Source organism: Acetobacter nitrogenifigens DSM 23921 = NBRC 105050 (assembly GCF_000429165.1).
Lineage (GTDB): Bacteria > Pseudomonadota > Alphaproteobacteria > Acetobacterales > Acetobacteraceae > Acetobacter > Acetobacter nitrogenifigens.
Genome location: NZ_AUBI01000001.1, coordinates 486,530 through 501,433 on the forward strand (window position 1 = coordinate 486,530; position 14,904 = coordinate 501,433).

The following is a 14,904-nucleotide window of genomic DNA, read 5'->3' on the forward strand; positions in this document are numbered from 1 at the left end:
GTAATCCATCTACCGAAGCGCACATCCGCTTCGGCGCCGCCCCGCCGTCAGAGTGACCGACGGGGCGACAGGCGCGCAAGGCGCCTCGCAGCAGGCTTCTTACCACTCAGCGCTAAGCGTCAGGAAGAACATACGCGGCGCAATCGGATAGGCTGTGAACTGCCCGGAAGTTTGCGTGGCGCTCACCGTTGACCACGCCTTCACGTTCGTAAGGTTCGTGATGTTTCCCTGCACACGCAGAACCGGAATATGCGGAATGCCATGGATCGCGTAGCCCGCATTCATGCTGAACATCGCATACGGCGAGGCCCACATGTCGTTCGTGTAGGTGGTGAAGCGCTTGCCGATCACCTCCCCAATGAACTGCCCGCTGAAACCGCCCCAGTTCGTGGTGGCGATGAATTTTTCGCTCCAGTCCGGAGTGCCGACCACGTTCCTGTTCGCCGTATGAACAAGCGACGTGCCGGTGGAGTAGTTATCGTTGTAAACGGACTTGTTATAGGACAGCGCGTTATACAGCGAGAAATGGTCGCCGAACTGCGCCGTGAACGAGAAGTCCATGCCGTCGGTGGACACCGATCCGACATTGGCGAGCGTCGTCGCCGAACCGACGATGGACGACAGTACCTGCGTCGTTGAGATCGCCACCAGACGGTTCGAGAAATGAACGTGGTAATACTCGGCCTGAGCCTGAATGCCGGTCAGAGGGCCCAGGTTGACGTTATGATGCGTCCGCAGGCCGGTCTCGTACGTCCACGATGTTTCCGGCTTTCCGTTGCGCGCAAAATTGTCGAACGCGGCCTGACTCGTCGCGCCCCAAGCCGTTGCGTTTCCATAGCCCGTCGCCTGGAAAGAGCGCATGTTTTCCTGAATATTCGCGAACCACTGCTCGTTCGGCGTAATATTCCAGACTGCGCCGAACGACGGCAGGAACGGCTTCGCCGCCGCAACCGTGCCGCCCGGAACCGTGATCGCCGTGCTCGGCGACAGAGACCCCGCCTTGGCCGCGACCGGCAAGGTGCCGTTCGTGTACACCAGTTCCGACTTGAAGCCCGCATTCAACGTGAAGTTTTTCGATACCTTCCACGTGTCCTGCAGATGCGTGACCCAGGTGTTCGTGTAAAAATTGTTTGTATATTGATCAATCAGCGCATTCTGCTGGCGCTGATAAGGCGTGGTCGGATCAGACCAGCTGAACGGATACCAGCGCCGCGCCTGGGTATTGTTATTGCGTTCGTACCAGCCGCCGACCTCGATCGTGTGTGCGCCCAGTTCATACCGCAACGACGACATGACGCCGCCGCGGTTGTCCCAATATTCGGTCGTGCGTGTCGCAAGACCCGACCCGCCGAAAACCTGATTCAGATTCTGACCCGGATAGTATGCAGAGAAAAGAGTCGGAAGCCCGGCCGCTGAAATGGGGCCAGCGACGACGCCTTCTCCTGTGTTGTTGTGATAGTAGAATTTTGTATTCAGGTGTAGATGGCTGTTGAAATCGTGATTCCACGAGAGATACGTCAGAAAATCACGGCGCTGCGCTGCGCTGTAATAATTTCTGTAGTTCAAACCAGCCGAAGTATAGGCGCTCGAATTGAAATATTTTTTTGCGTAGGCGGCGTCAGGATAAATGAACGGCCGAACATATGTTCCGTAACCGTTAGGCAGGACGATGCCGTCCTCGTTCGGCTCAACCTTGTCTGACCAGTCGAAAAACCAGCTTATCTTGTCATGCAGGCCTTCATGCACGAACTTGGCGTTGACCTGATTGCCGCCCTGGTGGCCTGCAAAATCCCAGGCCCGCGCGTCCTGTCGCGCCCACGAAACATAGGCGTAGTTACCATTTCCGAATTCGCCCGTATCGATCCGCGCGAAGGTTCGGAACGTCGACCAACTGCCGAACGTCTGCGAAAGCTGCCCTCCGGCATGACGCTTGGGATCGGACGACGTGAACTCCAGCGTTCCGCCCAGGTTGGACGTCGAGGCAGTGCCCAGCGAACCCGCGCCTGTGGCCACCGCCGCATTGGCGATGTTCTCGCTGATCACCGCGCGCTGCGGCGACAGGCCGTTATAGTTGCCATAAGACTGATCGCCCAACGGTATGCCGTCGAGTGTGAAGCCAAGCTGGTTCTGATTGAACCCGTGGATGTAGAGCGACGCATTCTGCTCGTTGTTGCCCCACGGATCAGCGTCTTCATAGATAACGCCGGGCAGCATGCTGAGCGCCTTGATCGGATTCACGCCCGGAAGGATGCGCTGGATCTGGGTGTGGCCGAGGCTCTGCTCGGAGCGCGAGCGCCGGGCCGTTGCGACAATGGACTCCACTCCGGACGCCGTCGTGGAGCCGGCCACCTGTTTGGCTGGTTTCACAGACAGGCGCGGCGTGGCGGAGGCTTGCGTAGCGGCGGGAAGAGACGCCGCTGGCGACGCTGTGTTTTTTGCGCGCATCGTATGGCGCTTTATCGAGGTGGATGACGAGGCCGCGTCGGCCGAAGTCAGCGAGGAAAGCAAGGCCAAAGGCGCGCAAAAAGCCGAAAGCATGGCGAGGCGCCGGGCGCGTGAAGTCATCAACTCTCTCATTTTACAATTCGTGACGTTATCCGGCGCGGAACCTACGTATCTGGCGGCTTCCCGTGCGTGACATTTGCGGGACAGTTACGTTTCAGTTGCGTGACAGCATGATGAAAAGCGGGGCGGAGCGCGCTGTTCGCCCCCTGCGGTCGATCACGCTTTACAACGGGTTTCGTTCAACGTATTCAGTTGAGAATGCGTCGCAATAAATTTCATCCCCGAATATCCGAGCACAGAAAGGCGGCGCCAGTGGCAGCCCAGCGTCGCCCCGGCCTCGGGCGCGCATTCTCCTGGCGCCTGCTGCTCGCCGCAGCGCCCGCTTACCCCGCCGGACTAGCGATCGTGACGCTCGTCCCCGCAATTCTTGCGACCCACGACCCTGACGCCCTGTTCGTGGCGCAGGCGGAAGCCGTCGCGGTCGTACCCCTCATCGTCTTGATCATTTTCGGCGCACGCTCGCTGCCTCGCGGTTTCGTCGCCGCTGCGGTCATGGTGCTCTGCGCGCTTGTCCTCGCCATTCCTTATCTCGCCTTCGGCGCAACGAACCCCGCGCAATGATCCGTAAACACCGTTCCCATCTCAGCGGCCCGAGCACATCCGCCAGCCCCGCTCCCCCTTCCCTGCGCGCCCGCATGGGCTGGCTGCACGCATGGGTTGGCTTCATCGCCGGGGCCGTGCTGGTCTGCATGTTCACGACCGGGACACTCGCGGTCTTCGACCGCGAAATCACGCGCTGGATGCAGCCGGAGATGACACTGGGCGCCGCCTACGCCCCCAGCGCCACTGCGCTCGACAAGGCCGCAGTCCTTCTGACCGAAGGAGAGCGGGCGGGCGGACGGGCGTTTCTCTCCCTACCCTCCGAGCGCGAGCCGGGACTGAGCGTCCTTCATCTGGAAAATGACGCCTTCGTCGGCCAGACGCTGGATCCGCGTGACGGCTCCGTCATTCCACTGCGCAACACCACCGGCGGAGATCTGTTCTTTCGATTTCATTACACGCTGCACCTCGGGCATCTGACCGGCGTCATCATCGCGCAGCTTCTCGCGGCAGGGTTTCTGGTCACGCTCATGTCCGGGCTGGTGATGCATTACCGCGCGATGCTGCCGAATCTTCTGACGTTCCGGCCAAACGCGCCGCGTCAACGCTCATGGCTGGACGCGCATCTGCTCGCCGCCGTGATGTTCCTGCCGTTTCTGATCATGGAGCCTTACACAGGCATCATGATCCACGCGAACCGGCTGTTTCCGACAGGCGGGGAACCCCGCGGCGGCGCCCATCATGGCGAAGGACGTCCGGATGGAAAGCGCGCGCCGAGCGAACACGGGCGGGGAATGAAGGGTGACGGAGACCGTCACGGACGGAAAATGGATGCGTCCGCCAGCGCGCCCGAAGAATCACCTGCCGGCGCGACGCAACCCCCGCCACTTGGCGCGATGTACGAGCAGGCCGTCGGCGCGTTTGGTGCGGGGCACATCGGATTCGCACAACCCCGAGGCGATCGCATCACCTTTGTCCGGGGTGACGACGCCACGCTGCGCATGACCCGCGACCATATCGACTTCGACCGGCTGACGGGCCGCTCTCTCGGCCTCACTCGGGAGGCTACCGCCGCCGCCATGACCAGGCAGGCGATGGCTGGTCTGCACATGGCCCGCTGGGCGCCATCGCCGGTGCGCTGGCTTTATTTCGCCTCCGGCGCGGCTGGAGCAACCATGATGTCGACAGGCCTGATCCTTTTCCTGATGAAACGCCGCAAGAACGCCGGAGAGCATCCCGTCGCCATGGCTCTGGGTGAAGCGCTCGCCATGACCGCCATCATCGGATTGCCTGTGGGATGCGCCGCCGTGTTCTGGGCGAACAGGCTTCTGCCCGCAACGATGGCGGCGCGCGCATCCTGGGAGACCAGCGCGCTGTTCGTCGTGTGGCTCGCATGCGCCGCGCACGCGCTGCTGAGCGCGTTGAGGCGCAGGGTTCACAGCGCCTGGCGCGAAGAAACGGCAATACTCGCGCTCGCTCTCGGGCTGCTACCGGCACTCGACCTTGTAACCCGCTGGCCATGGATTCAGACGCAGTCATGGAGCGTGCAGAGCACCTACTGGGGCGTCGATGCGACTGCTCTCACGTTCGCCGCCATCAGCGGCGCTCTTTGGTGGCTGCTTGGGCGCGCCCGTGAAGCCGCGAGACATGTGCGGCATCCCGCCTCGGCCAACGCCGTCGGGTTGGAGTATGGGTCATGAGCGCTGCGTCAATGGCCGTCGTGCAGGCGTTCGACCTCTGGTGCGTCGGCTTTCTGGCGCACGCGCGCGTCCAAAAGAAAGTCAAAATGGACGGGCGAGCGGACGGCCTCTCGTCCGCAGTCCGCGTCGCAGCGCCGGCCGCCGGATTCCTTGGCTGCCTGTTTCTGATGGGCGGCGTGGGAGCGCCAGTCTGGCTCGCCGCAGGCTCGATCGCAGGCGTCTTGTGCGCGCTGATTCTGGCTTTTCGCAAATCGCGAGCCGTGCCGCAGCCAAGGCCGCGCAGGCGACACAGATGAATTTTCTTGGGGAGAGCCAGCCCGCCACATAGAGGCAGGCCGGAGACGCTGAATCAGGCAGACGAGCAGATTGGCGCATCCACCTGCCGCCCTCGTTCAGCTCAATGGCTGAAACGCCGCAAGGACAAAGCCACAGACCGACGTCTCTGAACCCTGGAGCGTAACTGCGTCAGGAAGCCGCCTTGCCTGTCGCTCCCGTGTCGTTGGCAGGCTTCGAGGCGCTGCTCAACACAGAACTGATGGTCTGGCGTGCGACGCGCACCACCACGTTCTGCGCGATCTCAACCTCGATCTCGTCAGCGCCTTCCTCGGCCTTGCGAACCACGCCGACAATTCCGCCGGCGGTCAGCACGCGATCGCCGCGGCGCAACTTGCCCAGCCCTTCACGAAGCTGTTTTTGCTTCTGCTGCTGCGGGCGGATCAGGACGAAATACATGATCGCAAACACAAGCAGGTAGGGAGCGAACTGCAACAGGCCGGACGTGCTGAACGCGCCGCCGCCAGCCGACTGCGCATAAGCGGGAGAAATCAGGAAGTCGAACATCGAGGCATCATTTCCAGAGGCAAACGTCAGACGAGCGCTGACAGACAGGGCGGGACCATAGAATTTGAGCCGCCCGCGTCAAGCCAGCCGCCAGTTTTCGCACCGCCTTCAACGCGTGTATTGCGGATATGCCGCTCGCACAACAGAGCCGACACAGGAAAGACGCCCATGACTCAGCCCGACCTTCTGCCCACTCTCGAACGCATCGCAGCCGCGCTGGAGCGTATGTCCCCGCCCCCTCCTTCGCTGGATGGCCTCTCCACCGCCGACGCGTTCGTCTGGCGCCCCGAGAGCGGCAAGCTGGATCCTGTCGCGCACGTCGCCCATGTCGACATCGGTTTGCTCCGAGGCGTTGAATCTCAGCAAACCACCCTTCTGGAGAACACGCGCCACTTCGCGCGCGGCCTCTCGGCCAACAATGCGATGCTCTGGGGATCGCGCGGCATGGGCAAATCCTCGCTCGTGAAGGCCTGCCACGCGTCCGTGAACGCCGAATTTGGCGCCACCCCGCCCGGCGAAGGCAAGCTCGCTCTGGTGGAGATCGAACGCGAGGATCTGTCCACGCTGCCCGAACTGCTCGGACTGCTCCGCCGCGCGCCGCGTTCTTTCATCGTGTTTTGCGACGACCTCTCCTTCGAGCGCGAAGACCGCGATTACAAGGCGCTGAAATCTGTGCTCGACGGCGGCATCTCCGGCCGCCCCGCCAACGTGCTGTTCTACGCGACGTCCAACCGGCGCCACCTCATGCCCCGCGAGATGATCGACAACGAACGCGCCACCGCCATCAACCCGTCGGAAGCCACAGAAGAAAAGGTATCGCTGTCGGACCGCTTCGGACTGTGGCTCGGCTTTCATCCCTGCTCGCAGGACACATTCCTGGAAATGGTGCGCGGTTATGCCCGTGAGCAGTCGCTCAGGATCGCTGACGAAGACCTGTGTATGCGCGCCAACGCGTGGTCGATCTCTCGCGGCGGCCGCTCGGGGCGTGTCGCGCAACAATTCATCGACGACCTCTCAGCCACGTTGAGCACGGAAGCATAGAAGAGGTCGGGCGTCGGGCGTCGGGCGTCGGGCGTCGGGCGTCGGGCGTCGGGCGTCGGGCGTCGGGCGTCGGGCGTCGGGCGTCGGGCGTCGGGCGTAAATGTACAACATACTCCCGATACACAAAAAACTATTCGATAAGAGATAAGGGAAGAATACACAGCTACGCAGCAGCGGATGACCGCAACTGCAGCGCGCCAGCTTTCCCATGATCCACACGACGTCTCCTCACGGAGGCGCCCGGCGCTTTCAGGACGAAGCTATAACGCGCCATACTGGAAGCCCATACGCATAACTTTGCGCAGATCACATACCTTCGGAAAATGTCATATTCGGAACATTATAAATCAAAAAAAACAACCATCCAATGCGCCCGAGGAAAAACGTGCCGCCATTGACGGACGAAACGCGTAATTTCTGAAAATATCTGTAAATACTTGTGCAATGTGCGTTTTGCGAACGTTCGCCCGCAACACACCATCGCACCTGCCCGCCTCAACCCGACAAAACACCCGAAAATCGACTATATTCCGCCCCACGGCCTCGGCGCCAACCGCCGAGACAAGTCATCGCTCCGGTCGACCGATCCAGCCCCATGTCCTGAACGGCCCCCGCCCATTGTCCTATTCGCCGGACGTTTTGCGGCGCCGCCCCGACACCCCCCGTCTCCTCTTATTAAACAATTATTTCATTAAATCGGGACGCCCGTTGCAAAGCGGACACGCCCCGAAACCATAGCCATGCACGCGTTCGCGATCTGATTTGCAAGGGCGATCAATCCGTGTAGGGAATGTTCCCGACCGAGAAACATACACCAACCTACCACCAAGGACTTTGCATGACGGACGTTCATCAGCACGCCGCGCCAACGCGTCGGCAGATGCTGACCCGTATCGGGTTGCTCGCCGGAAGCGCCGGTCTCTATCAGGCGATGACCAGCATGGGTCACGCGATGGGCACCGACTTCAAGGGCTCACCCGACCTTAAAGGCGCCAAGAAAGGCACCCGCGTCGTCATCCTCGGCTCCGGTCTGGCCGGAATGCTGGCCGCATATGAACTGCGAAAAGCCGGTTACGCCGTGCAGATCATCGAGTACCAGAACCGAGCGGGCGGGCGAAACATCACGCTCCGCGGCGGCGACGTCGTCAACGAACTCGGCGGTTACACCCAGAAGGTCGGCTTCGCTCCGGGCAACTATATCAACCCCGGTCCGTGGCGCATTCCCTACCACCATCAGGGTCTGCTGCATTACTGTCAGGAATTCGGCGTAGCGCTCGAGCCGTTCGTGGAACTCAACCACAACAGCTACCTGCATTCGTCCGCCATGTTCGGCGGCAAGCCGGTTCGGTATCGTGACTATGCCTCCGATTTCACCGGTTACACAGCGGAACTGCTGGCCAAAGCCATCGACCAGCACAAGCTGGACGACGTCATGTCCAAGGACGAGCGCGAGCATGTCGGGGCCGCGATGCGCGGCTGGGCCGGGCTCGAGAATAACGGCGCATGGGTGAAAGGCGTCCGCAGTTCCCTCCGTCGTGGCTTCGAGCGTCCCCAGGGCGGCGGCATCGACGGCGAACCCATTCCGTCCGACCTCCTGCCCCGCGACGAAATCATGAAGTCGGGTTTGTGGCAGTTCATGTCGTTCCATGAACGCCTCGACATGCAGACGACCATGTTCCAGCCGGTCGGCGGCATGGATAATATCGGCAAGGGCTTCATCAAGCAGGTTCACGACCTGATCACGCTGAACTGCAAGGTGACGGCGATCCATCAGGACGATCACGGCGTGAAGGTGTCCTACGCGGATATGGCCCATGGCGGCGCAATGCGCGAAGTCGAAGCCGATTACTGCGTCTGCACCATCCCGCTTCCGGTCCTGTCGCAGCTCGACGTGCAGGTCAGCGGTCCGTTGAAAGCCGCGATCTCGGCGGTTCCCTATGCGTCTTCCGTGAAACTCGGCCTCGAGTTCAAGCGCCGCTTCTGGGAGCAGGATGAACAGATTTACGGCGGCATCAGCTTCACCGACCAACCGATCAGCCAGATCTCCTACCCGTCCGGCGGCATCTTCTCCAAAGGCCCCGGCGTGCTGCTTGGCGGCTACATGTTCGGCCCCGCCGCATACGACTTCGCAGGCATGACGCCCGAACAGCGCGTTCAGGCGGGCATCGAACAAGGCCTCAAGATTCATCCGCAGTATCGCGAAGAGTTTTCCAACGGCGTCGGCTTCGCATGGAGCCGCATGCCATGGACGCTCGGCTGCTGCAGCATGTGGTCCGAGCAGGCGCGCAAGCAGCACTACAAAGCGCTGGTCACGATGGACAACCGCATCGTGCTCGCTGGCGAGCACGCGTCCTACGTGGGTTGCTGGCAGGAAGGCGCCATCCTGTCCTCGCTCGCGGCGATCACCTCCCTGCACAAACGCGCCATCGGAGCCGCCTGATGCGTTCTTATCTTCTCGCCGCACTCGCCGTCGCCGCGACAGCTGTTCCCGTGCTGACAGCAGGACAGGCCCACGCGGACTCCGCCAGCTCTGTCGTTGGCCGCGTACAGCCGCTCAACACCGGCGCCGCCGTCTATGAGCACGTCTGTCAGGGTTGTCATATGCCCGGCGGCAAGGGCGCGGCCGGGGCGAGTTCGGGCTTTCCCGCATTCGCTGGCGACGGACGCCTGCAAAGCGCCGGATACCCTGTTTACATGGTATTGAACGGCCGTGCGGGCATGCCCTGGTTCGCAGGCATGCTTTCGGACAAGCAGATTGCGGATGTCGTCAATTATATTCGCACGAGCTTCGGCAACCATTTCGATGGAACCGTGAAGCCGGAGGATGTTGCGAAGATGCGGCAGCCCGTTCAGATGGAAGAGCAATAAGCAATGAACTCCACGATCCGTAACCTGACTTTCGCGATCGCCAGCGTCGCCGCCATCGGCGCCGCCAGCGCGTCCGCCGCCGACGGCGTCGTCCGACACACCGACCCGGCGGGCCACTTCCCGATCGCTCAGGCCATCGAAGTGCCGCCCGGCGCCTCGACGATCTATCTCAGCGGTATGGGTTCCCCACCGACGAACAAATCGGCGGACCCGAAGACCCTCGCCGCCTATGGCGACACGGAGACGCAGACCCGCGGCGCGCTGGAGAAAATTCAGGACGCTCTCGCCAAGCTGAACCTGACGATGGGCGACGTCGTGCAGATGCACATGTACATGGTCACGGACCCGAAGCTCGGCAAGCTCGATTTCGCAGGCATGATGAAGGCTTACACGCAGTTCTTCGGGACGGCAGCGCAGCCTAACCTGCCGGTTCGCTCCGCGTTCGAAGTCGCTCACCTCGCCAACCCCGGCTGGCTCATCGAAATCGAAGTCACCGCCGTTCGGGCGCCTCATTCATAATTCATACGTTATCCCTGATATTGATCCAGTTCACTTCGTCGCCACGCACTGGATGATATAAGCGAAGAGTTCGCCGGGATTCGCTCCTCCGCTTCATCACGGCGGAGCGAAGGCGCAGGAGAGCGCGAAAAAGGGGTACGATGGACCAGTTTCTTCCGACCGAAAGTCACTCAGAATCCGTCGAGGTATGCCTCGATCCCGCGAACGCGGCCACGGATTCCAAAACGTCGACGGACGCCAGTGACGCCGAAAATCGGTCCGTATCTCCAAACAGCGCCTCCGGGCAGGACCTTCGCCGCATCCACTGCGATCCGGATTTCTGGTATCCCGTCGCCTGGAGCCGCGAACTGAGGCGCGGCAAGGTTATCGCCACGCGTTACGCCGGGCATCCGATAGCGCTTGTCAGACCTGACGAAGGCCCCGTCTTCGCTCTCGAAGATCGCTGCGCTCACCGGCAGGTCCCGCTCAGCAAGGGGCGAGTGTGCGGGCAATCCGTTCAATGTTGCTACCATGGCTGGGCCTATGGCCGCTCAGGTCGCTGCATTGATGTGCCGTATCTCGGCAAAGGCAAACTGCCGAACGGCGTACGCACCTATCCGGTGCGGGAACAGGACGGCCTGATCTTCGTCTTTCCCGGAGACCCTGAAAAGGCCGCCGCCACGCCACTACGCCGCGAATTGGCTCAAAGTAACAACGCAGCCTACAAAACCCGCCGTTTTGGGCGACATGTCGCCTGCCACTACAGTTTCATGCACGAGAACCTGATGGATATGAACCATCAGTTCATGCACATGAAACAGATGGGGCAAATGCGCCCTCGCTTCCTCGGCCAGAAGCGCGAGCCCGGTCTGGTTGAAGCGCGCTACAGTTTCGCGCGTACCAGTGGCAAGCAGCCCCTCGGCGAGGCCCTGATTTTCGGAGAACGTCGCGACGCGTCGGCCAAGTACGCAGACCGCGATGTCATGACGATCCGCACCGAATACCCGTTCCAGACGCTGCGAATCCAGACCGGCGACGAAGCCCCCGTCATGGACCTGTGGATCGCTTACACGCCGCAGGACGCGGACCAACTCACCAACCGCACTTTCGGCCTGCTGTCGGTCAAGAAGCCTGGCGTCCCCGGCCTGCTCGACCTCGCATGGCCGTTCCTTGTGGCGTTCACCGAGCGTATTTTCGCGGAGGACCGCGAAATCGTCGAGCTCGAACAAAAAGCGTGGAATGAACTGGGCGGCGATCACAATCAGGAAGTCTTCCCCGTGATCAACGCGCTCCGCAGCCTGCTCGCCGAATGCGGCGTGCAGCCGGGCGCTTCAACGCCGGGCAGTTCGCCACAAGAGGCATCCCCGCCGTCCTCCTCGTCACAAGGCCGGGAAGACGCCGCCGCCGCTCCTGTCTCGCGCAGTGACGCTCCAGCGCCTGAAAACGTGACGGCGACCCGCGCCAAACCGGAGTCTCGGTCCAGTAAGCGCGCTCCGAGCGCGAAGAGGAAAGCTGGCGCCGCGAAGCCAGACGACAAGCCGACCTGATCACTCGTGGAAAGTCATCATAACACCCGGACACCTGATCTCGAGGCCGGCCCCTACCGTCTCCGGGCCCTCGACGTCAGCGACGCCAGCGGGATGCACCGTCTGGTGAACGACTGGAACGTCATCCGGATGCTAAGCCGACTACCGTTCCCCTACCCCCGCGAACTCGCCATGGACTGGATCGCCAGCACCCGCGAGCAGGCGGCGAGAGGCGAAAGCCACCATTTCGCGATTCTGGACGGCGACGAGGCCCTGATCGGGTGCGTAGGCCTCACACTTGAAAAAAACCCGGCCATCAAGGTCGCCCGGCTGGGATACTGGATCGGCAAGCCGTTCTGGGGCCGCGGCGTCGCAACACTCACCGCCGGGCGCGTCGCCCGCTGGGCTATGGCCAACCTTGACGTTCAGGCGTTGCGCGCAACCGTGGCGCAGGACAACCCGGCTTCAGCCGCCGTACTGCGCCGCATTGGCTTCCGCCAGATCGGAGAAGGTTCGCAGCCCTTCATGGCGCGCGGCGGTGAAATCCCGATCCACCTGTTCGAGGCGTCGCGAGGCGACCTGGACGTCGGGTCGGGCGACGCTTCCGCCGCGCCTGCCGCCACAGGCGACGCACGAAAGCTGGTCCTCGTGGCCGCGGCCGCTCTGATTGACGCTGATTGCCGTATTCTTCTGGCCAGACGTCCCGAAGGCAAGCCTATGGCGGGCCTGTGGGAGTTTCCGGGCGGCAAGGTTGAACCCGGAGAAACGCCCGAAGCTGCGTTAATTCGCGAATTGAACGAGGAACTGGGGCTCGACGTGACCAGCGCCTGCCTCGCCCCGTTCACCTTCGCGTCTCACGCTTACGAGACGTTTGACCTTCTGATGCCGCTATATGTCTGTCGTCGCTGGAAGGGCGCGCCCCAGCCGAAGGAGGGCCAGACCCTGAAATGGGTCGCCGCGGAACAACTCGCAGATTATCCGATGCCCGCCGCAGACCTGCCATTCATTCCGCTGCTACGCGACCTGCTGTGACGCCCAAACGGGCGCCGCCCGCTGGCTAAATCCCGACACCCGGCGCACACTCTGTCGAACAGAGCAGTCAACCGCGTATTGGCGCATTGCCCCGCGCGGCGCGCTCGCTCAAAAACAATCAACCGTCCTCCTCACCACAGCCGAGCGACGATTTCGGAAAGCAGCCCCCAAACAGGCTCGCTGAAACACGCCCGGAAAACGGGCCAAGGACAGGATAGCACCCGATGAACCCAACATCCGCGCTGATCGTTATCGGCAACGAAATTCTCTCGGGGCGAACACAGGACGCCAATATTCGTTTTCTGGCCCAGAGGCTGGGCGAACTCGGCGCGCCACTGCGGGAGGTCAGGATCATCCCGGATATCCGGGAGACTATCATCACGACCGTGACGGAGATGAAGGCGCGTTTCGGGCAGGTGTTCACCACCGGAGGGATCGGTCCGACCCACGACGACATCACCGCCGCCTGCATCGCCGAAGCGTTCGGCACGACGCTTGAACTGCATCAGGACACCGCCGCCCGGATGGAGGCGCACTACGGCGTCGACCAGTTCTCCGAGGCGCGGCACCGTATGGCCATGCTGCCGAAAGGAGCAACGCCGATCATCAACAAAGCCTCCGTCGCACCCGGCTTTACGATCGGCAACGTCCACGTCATGGCTGGCGTGCCGTCCATCATGCAGTCGATGTATGAAGCGGTGGAGCCCGACCTCCTGCGCGGATCGCCGATCACGTCGCGCACCTGGCATACGACGACGCTGTTCGAGAGCATGATCGCCGCGCCGCTGGAAGCGGTGCAGAATCGTTTTCCCGATCTCGACATCGGCTCATACCCCTTCATGCGCGCGGATGGACGGCGGGGCGTCGCTCTGGTCGCCAAGGGCGCGAACGCCGACCACGTGGCGGCGGCGTCCGAGGAAATCCGCAGCCTTATCGTTACGGCAGGCGGCGATCCGATCGAGGGAGAATCGCCAGTCTGACGGGCTGAGCGACAAACATCAGGCGAAAAAGAAAGCCGCCTCGCCGGCAGCCGCGCCGCAACTCTGCTGCTTCGGGAGCGTCGCGCCGTAGCCCGGAAGACGCAGGGTCTGCCGGGCGTGTAACCCGCGCCCGGAAAGCATCAGGTCAAAGCGTCACGCCCCATGGCGACGAACTTGTCTCGCCGTTGCGCGACCAGAAGCGCGGGCTCCAATCCGACCAGCGGCGCCAGTTCTTCCGAAATCGCGTTCTTTACGCTCTCTATGGTCGACGCCGGGTCACGCTGCGCGCCGCCGACAGGCTCGGTCACGATTCTGTCGATCAGCCCAAGTTTCTGCAGATCCTGCGCCGTCAGCTTTAGAGCCTCCGCCGCTGTAGTGGCCTGCTTCGGGTCTCTCCACAGAATCGACGCGCACGCTTCCGGCGAAATGACGGAATAGATGGCGTTCTCCAGCATCAGCACACGATCGCCCGACGCCAGCGCCACGGCGCCGCCTGATCCGCCCTCACCGATCACCGTTGCAACCAGCGGCACGGGAACCGTCAGGCAGGTCTCGATCGAACGGGCGATAGCCTCGGCCTGCCCACGCGCTTCCGCGTCGATGCCTGGCCATGCGCCGGACGTATCGACGAAGGTCAGAATCGGCAGGCCGAAACGCCCAGCCAGCTCCATCAGGCGCATGGCCTTGCGATAGCCTTCCGGACGAGCCATGCCGAAGTTATGGACAAGCCGCGTATCGAGATCCGACCCACGCTCCGTGCCGATCACCACCACGGACTGGCCATTGAACCGGCCCAGACCGCCGACAACGGCCTTGTCGTCAGCAAACTGCCTGTCGCCCGCCAGCGGCGTGAAATCGGAGATCGTCGCGCGGATGTAATCCAGCGCATGCGGACGCTGCGCATGACGCGCGACCTGCACTTTCTGCGAGGGGGTGAGCTTCGCATAAAGCGCGCGAAGCTGCTTCTCCGCCTTGTCCGACAGACGAGAAATCTCGTCGGAAATATTGACACCATCAGGCCCGCCCTCGCTCGAGGCGGCCATATTTCGCAGATCGTCGATCTTGGTCTCAAGCTCGGCGACCGGCTTCTCAAAGTCCAGAAACTGACGCATGGCGGATGGCGATAGCACAGTGGCGCGCAAAGCCAAGCTTCACAGCGCAACGACCGCACATCTTTTACATCAGGCCAGCGTGGCCGACAGGGCTGCACCGGTGGCAAACTCGCGGCGAATCATGGCGATAGGCAGGTTTTATCGCCATTGGCGCGTCAGGCTGCCTCCGTCACACGCCTTCAGTATATGGATATCAGAGCAC

At 62.3% G+C, this 14,904-nt stretch carries 14 protein-coding genes; 11 read left to right on the forward strand and 3 right to left on the reverse strand.

The window, feature by feature from the left end:
- Positions 1-99 precede the first annotated feature (99 nt).
- Positions 100-2,445: a TonB-dependent receptor gene (locus G442_RS0102235; RefSeq protein ID WP_051291822.1), complete on the reverse strand. Its 2,346-nt coding sequence runs from the start codon at positions 2,443-2,445 to the stop codon at positions 100-102.
- On the opposite strand from G442_RS0102235, the gene G442_RS26050 reads away from it, so the two are divergent.
- From G442_RS26050 to G442_RS0102250, 4 genes are all read left to right on the forward strand, one after another.
- The gene (locus tag G442_RS26050) at positions 2,381-2,638 is read left to right on the forward strand and encodes a hypothetical protein (RefSeq protein WP_456303699.1); all 258 of its coding nucleotides are present in this window, start codon (positions 2,381-2,383) and stop codon (positions 2,636-2,638) included. The two genes, G442_RS0102235 and G442_RS26050, sit on opposite strands and share 65 nt — an antisense overlap.
- Before the next feature lie 179 nt (positions 2,639-2,817).
- On the forward strand, positions 2,818-3,126 hold the full coding sequence (locus G442_RS0102240) for a hypothetical protein (protein ID WP_051291823.1): 309 nt from the start codon (positions 2,818-2,820) through the stop codon (positions 3,124-3,126).
- On the forward strand, positions 3,123-4,805 hold the full coding sequence (locus G442_RS20500) for a PepSY-associated TM helix domain-containing protein (RefSeq protein ID WP_084440294.1): 1,683 nt from the start codon (positions 3,123-3,125) through the stop codon (positions 4,803-4,805). Before G442_RS0102240 ends, G442_RS20500 begins: the two co-directional genes overlap by 4 nt.
- Entirely contained in the window at positions 4,802-5,101 is a 300-nt protein-coding gene (locus G442_RS0102250; RefSeq protein ID WP_026396674.1) for a hypothetical protein, read from the forward strand. The genes G442_RS20500 and G442_RS0102250 overlap by 4 nt, the downstream gene beginning before the upstream one ends.
- A 169-nt stretch (positions 5,102-5,270) precedes the next feature.
- On the opposite strand, the gene yajC is transcribed toward G442_RS0102250, so the two are convergent.
- Positions 5,271-5,645 carry a preprotein translocase subunit YajC gene (gene yajC, locus G442_RS0102255; RefSeq protein ID WP_026396675.1) on the reverse strand — a complete coding sequence of 125 codons (375 nt, stop codon included), beginning with the start codon at positions 5,643-5,645 and terminating at the stop codon, positions 5,271-5,273.
- A 168-nt stretch (positions 5,646-5,813) separates the two neighbouring features.
- Between yajC and G442_RS0102265 the strand changes: the two genes are divergently transcribed.
- The 7 genes from G442_RS0102265 (at position 5,814) to G442_RS0102295 (ending at position 13,590) form a co-directional block, all read left to right on the forward strand.
- On the forward strand, positions 5,814-6,686 hold the full coding sequence (locus G442_RS0102265; protein WP_026396676.1) for an ATP-binding protein: 873 nt from the start codon (positions 5,814-5,816) through the stop codon (positions 6,684-6,686).
- An 838-nt stretch (positions 6,687-7,524) separates the two neighbouring features.
- Positions 7,525-9,126, forward strand: a complete 1,602-nt coding sequence (locus tag G442_RS0102270) for a flavin monoamine oxidase family protein (RefSeq protein WP_026396677.1) — start codon at positions 7,525-7,527, stop codon at positions 9,124-9,126.
- The gene (locus G442_RS0102275) at positions 9,126-9,554 is read left to right on the forward strand and encodes a c-type cytochrome (protein WP_026396678.1); all 429 of its coding nucleotides are present in this window, start codon (positions 9,126-9,128) and stop codon (positions 9,552-9,554) included. Before G442_RS0102270 ends, G442_RS0102275 begins: the two co-directional genes overlap by 1 nt.
- Positions 9,555-9,557: 3 nt before the next feature.
- Positions 9,558-10,073, forward strand: a complete 516-nt coding sequence (locus G442_RS0102280; RefSeq protein WP_035376009.1) for a RidA family protein — start codon at positions 9,558-9,560, stop codon at positions 10,071-10,073.
- Positions 10,074-10,213: 140 nt separating this feature from the next.
- Entirely contained in the window at positions 10,214-11,599 is a 1,386-nt protein-coding gene (locus G442_RS20505; RefSeq protein WP_084440295.1) for a Rieske 2Fe-2S domain-containing protein, read from the forward strand.
- A gap of 6 nt (positions 11,600-11,605) precedes the next feature.
- Entirely contained in the window at positions 11,606-12,610 is a 1,005-nt protein-coding gene (locus G442_RS0102290; protein ID WP_026396680.1) for a bifunctional GNAT family N-acetyltransferase/(deoxy)nucleoside triphosphate pyrophosphohydrolase, read from the forward strand.
- A gap of 224 nt (positions 12,611-12,834) precedes the next feature.
- Positions 12,835-13,590, forward strand: coding sequence for a competence/damage-inducible protein A (locus G442_RS0102295; RefSeq protein WP_026396681.1), 756 nt, complete (start codon positions 12,835-12,837; stop codon positions 13,588-13,590).
- 140 nt (positions 13,591-13,730) lie between these two features.
- Here G442_RS0102295 and G442_RS0102305 read toward each other — a convergent pair whose 3' ends face one another.
- Positions 13,731-14,702, reverse strand: coding sequence for an acetyl-CoA carboxylase carboxyltransferase subunit alpha (locus G442_RS0102305; protein ID WP_026396682.1), 972 nt, complete (start codon positions 14,700-14,702; stop codon positions 13,731-13,733).
- Positions 14,703-14,904: the final 202 nt, after the last annotated feature.

Bases quoted from the DNA above. Each gene is read 5' to 3' on its own strand.
- G442_RS0102235 (WP_051291822.1), bottom strand. From the start codon at position 2,445: ATGCGCGCAAAAAACACAGCGTCGCCAGCGGCGTCTCTTCCCGCCGCT.
- G442_RS20500 (WP_084440294.1), top strand. From the start codon at position 3,123: ATGATCCGTAAACACCGTTCCCATCTCAGCGGCCCGAGCACATCCGCC.
- G442_RS0102250 (WP_026396674.1), top strand. From the start codon at position 4,802: ATGAGCGCTGCGTCAATGGCCGTCGTGCAGGCGTTCGACCTCTGGTGC.
- yajC (WP_026396675.1), bottom strand. From the start codon at position 5,645: ATGTTCGACTTCCTGATTTCTCCCGCTTATGCGCAGTCGGCTGGCGGC.
- G442_RS0102265 (WP_026396676.1), top strand. From the start codon at position 5,814: ATGACTCAGCCCGACCTTCTGCCCACTCTCGAACGCATCGCAGCCGCG.
- G442_RS0102270 (WP_026396677.1), top strand. From the start codon at position 7,525: ATGACGGACGTTCATCAGCACGCCGCGCCAACGCGTCGGCAGATGCTG.
- G442_RS0102275 (WP_026396678.1), top strand. From the start codon at position 9,126: ATGCGTTCTTATCTTCTCGCCGCACTCGCCGTCGCCGCGACAGCTGTT.
- G442_RS0102280 (WP_035376009.1), top strand. From the start codon at position 9,558: ATGAACTCCACGATCCGTAACCTGACTTTCGCGATCGCCAGCGTCGCC.
- G442_RS20505 (WP_084440295.1), top strand. From the start codon at position 10,214: ATGGACCAGTTTCTTCCGACCGAAAGTCACTCAGAATCCGTCGAGGTA.
- G442_RS0102295 (WP_026396681.1), top strand. From the start codon at position 12,835: ATGAACCCAACATCCGCGCTGATCGTTATCGGCAACGAAATTCTCTCG.
- G442_RS0102305 (WP_026396682.1), bottom strand. From the start codon at position 14,702: ATGCGTCAGTTTCTGGACTTTGAGAAGCCGGTCGCCGAGCTTGAGACC.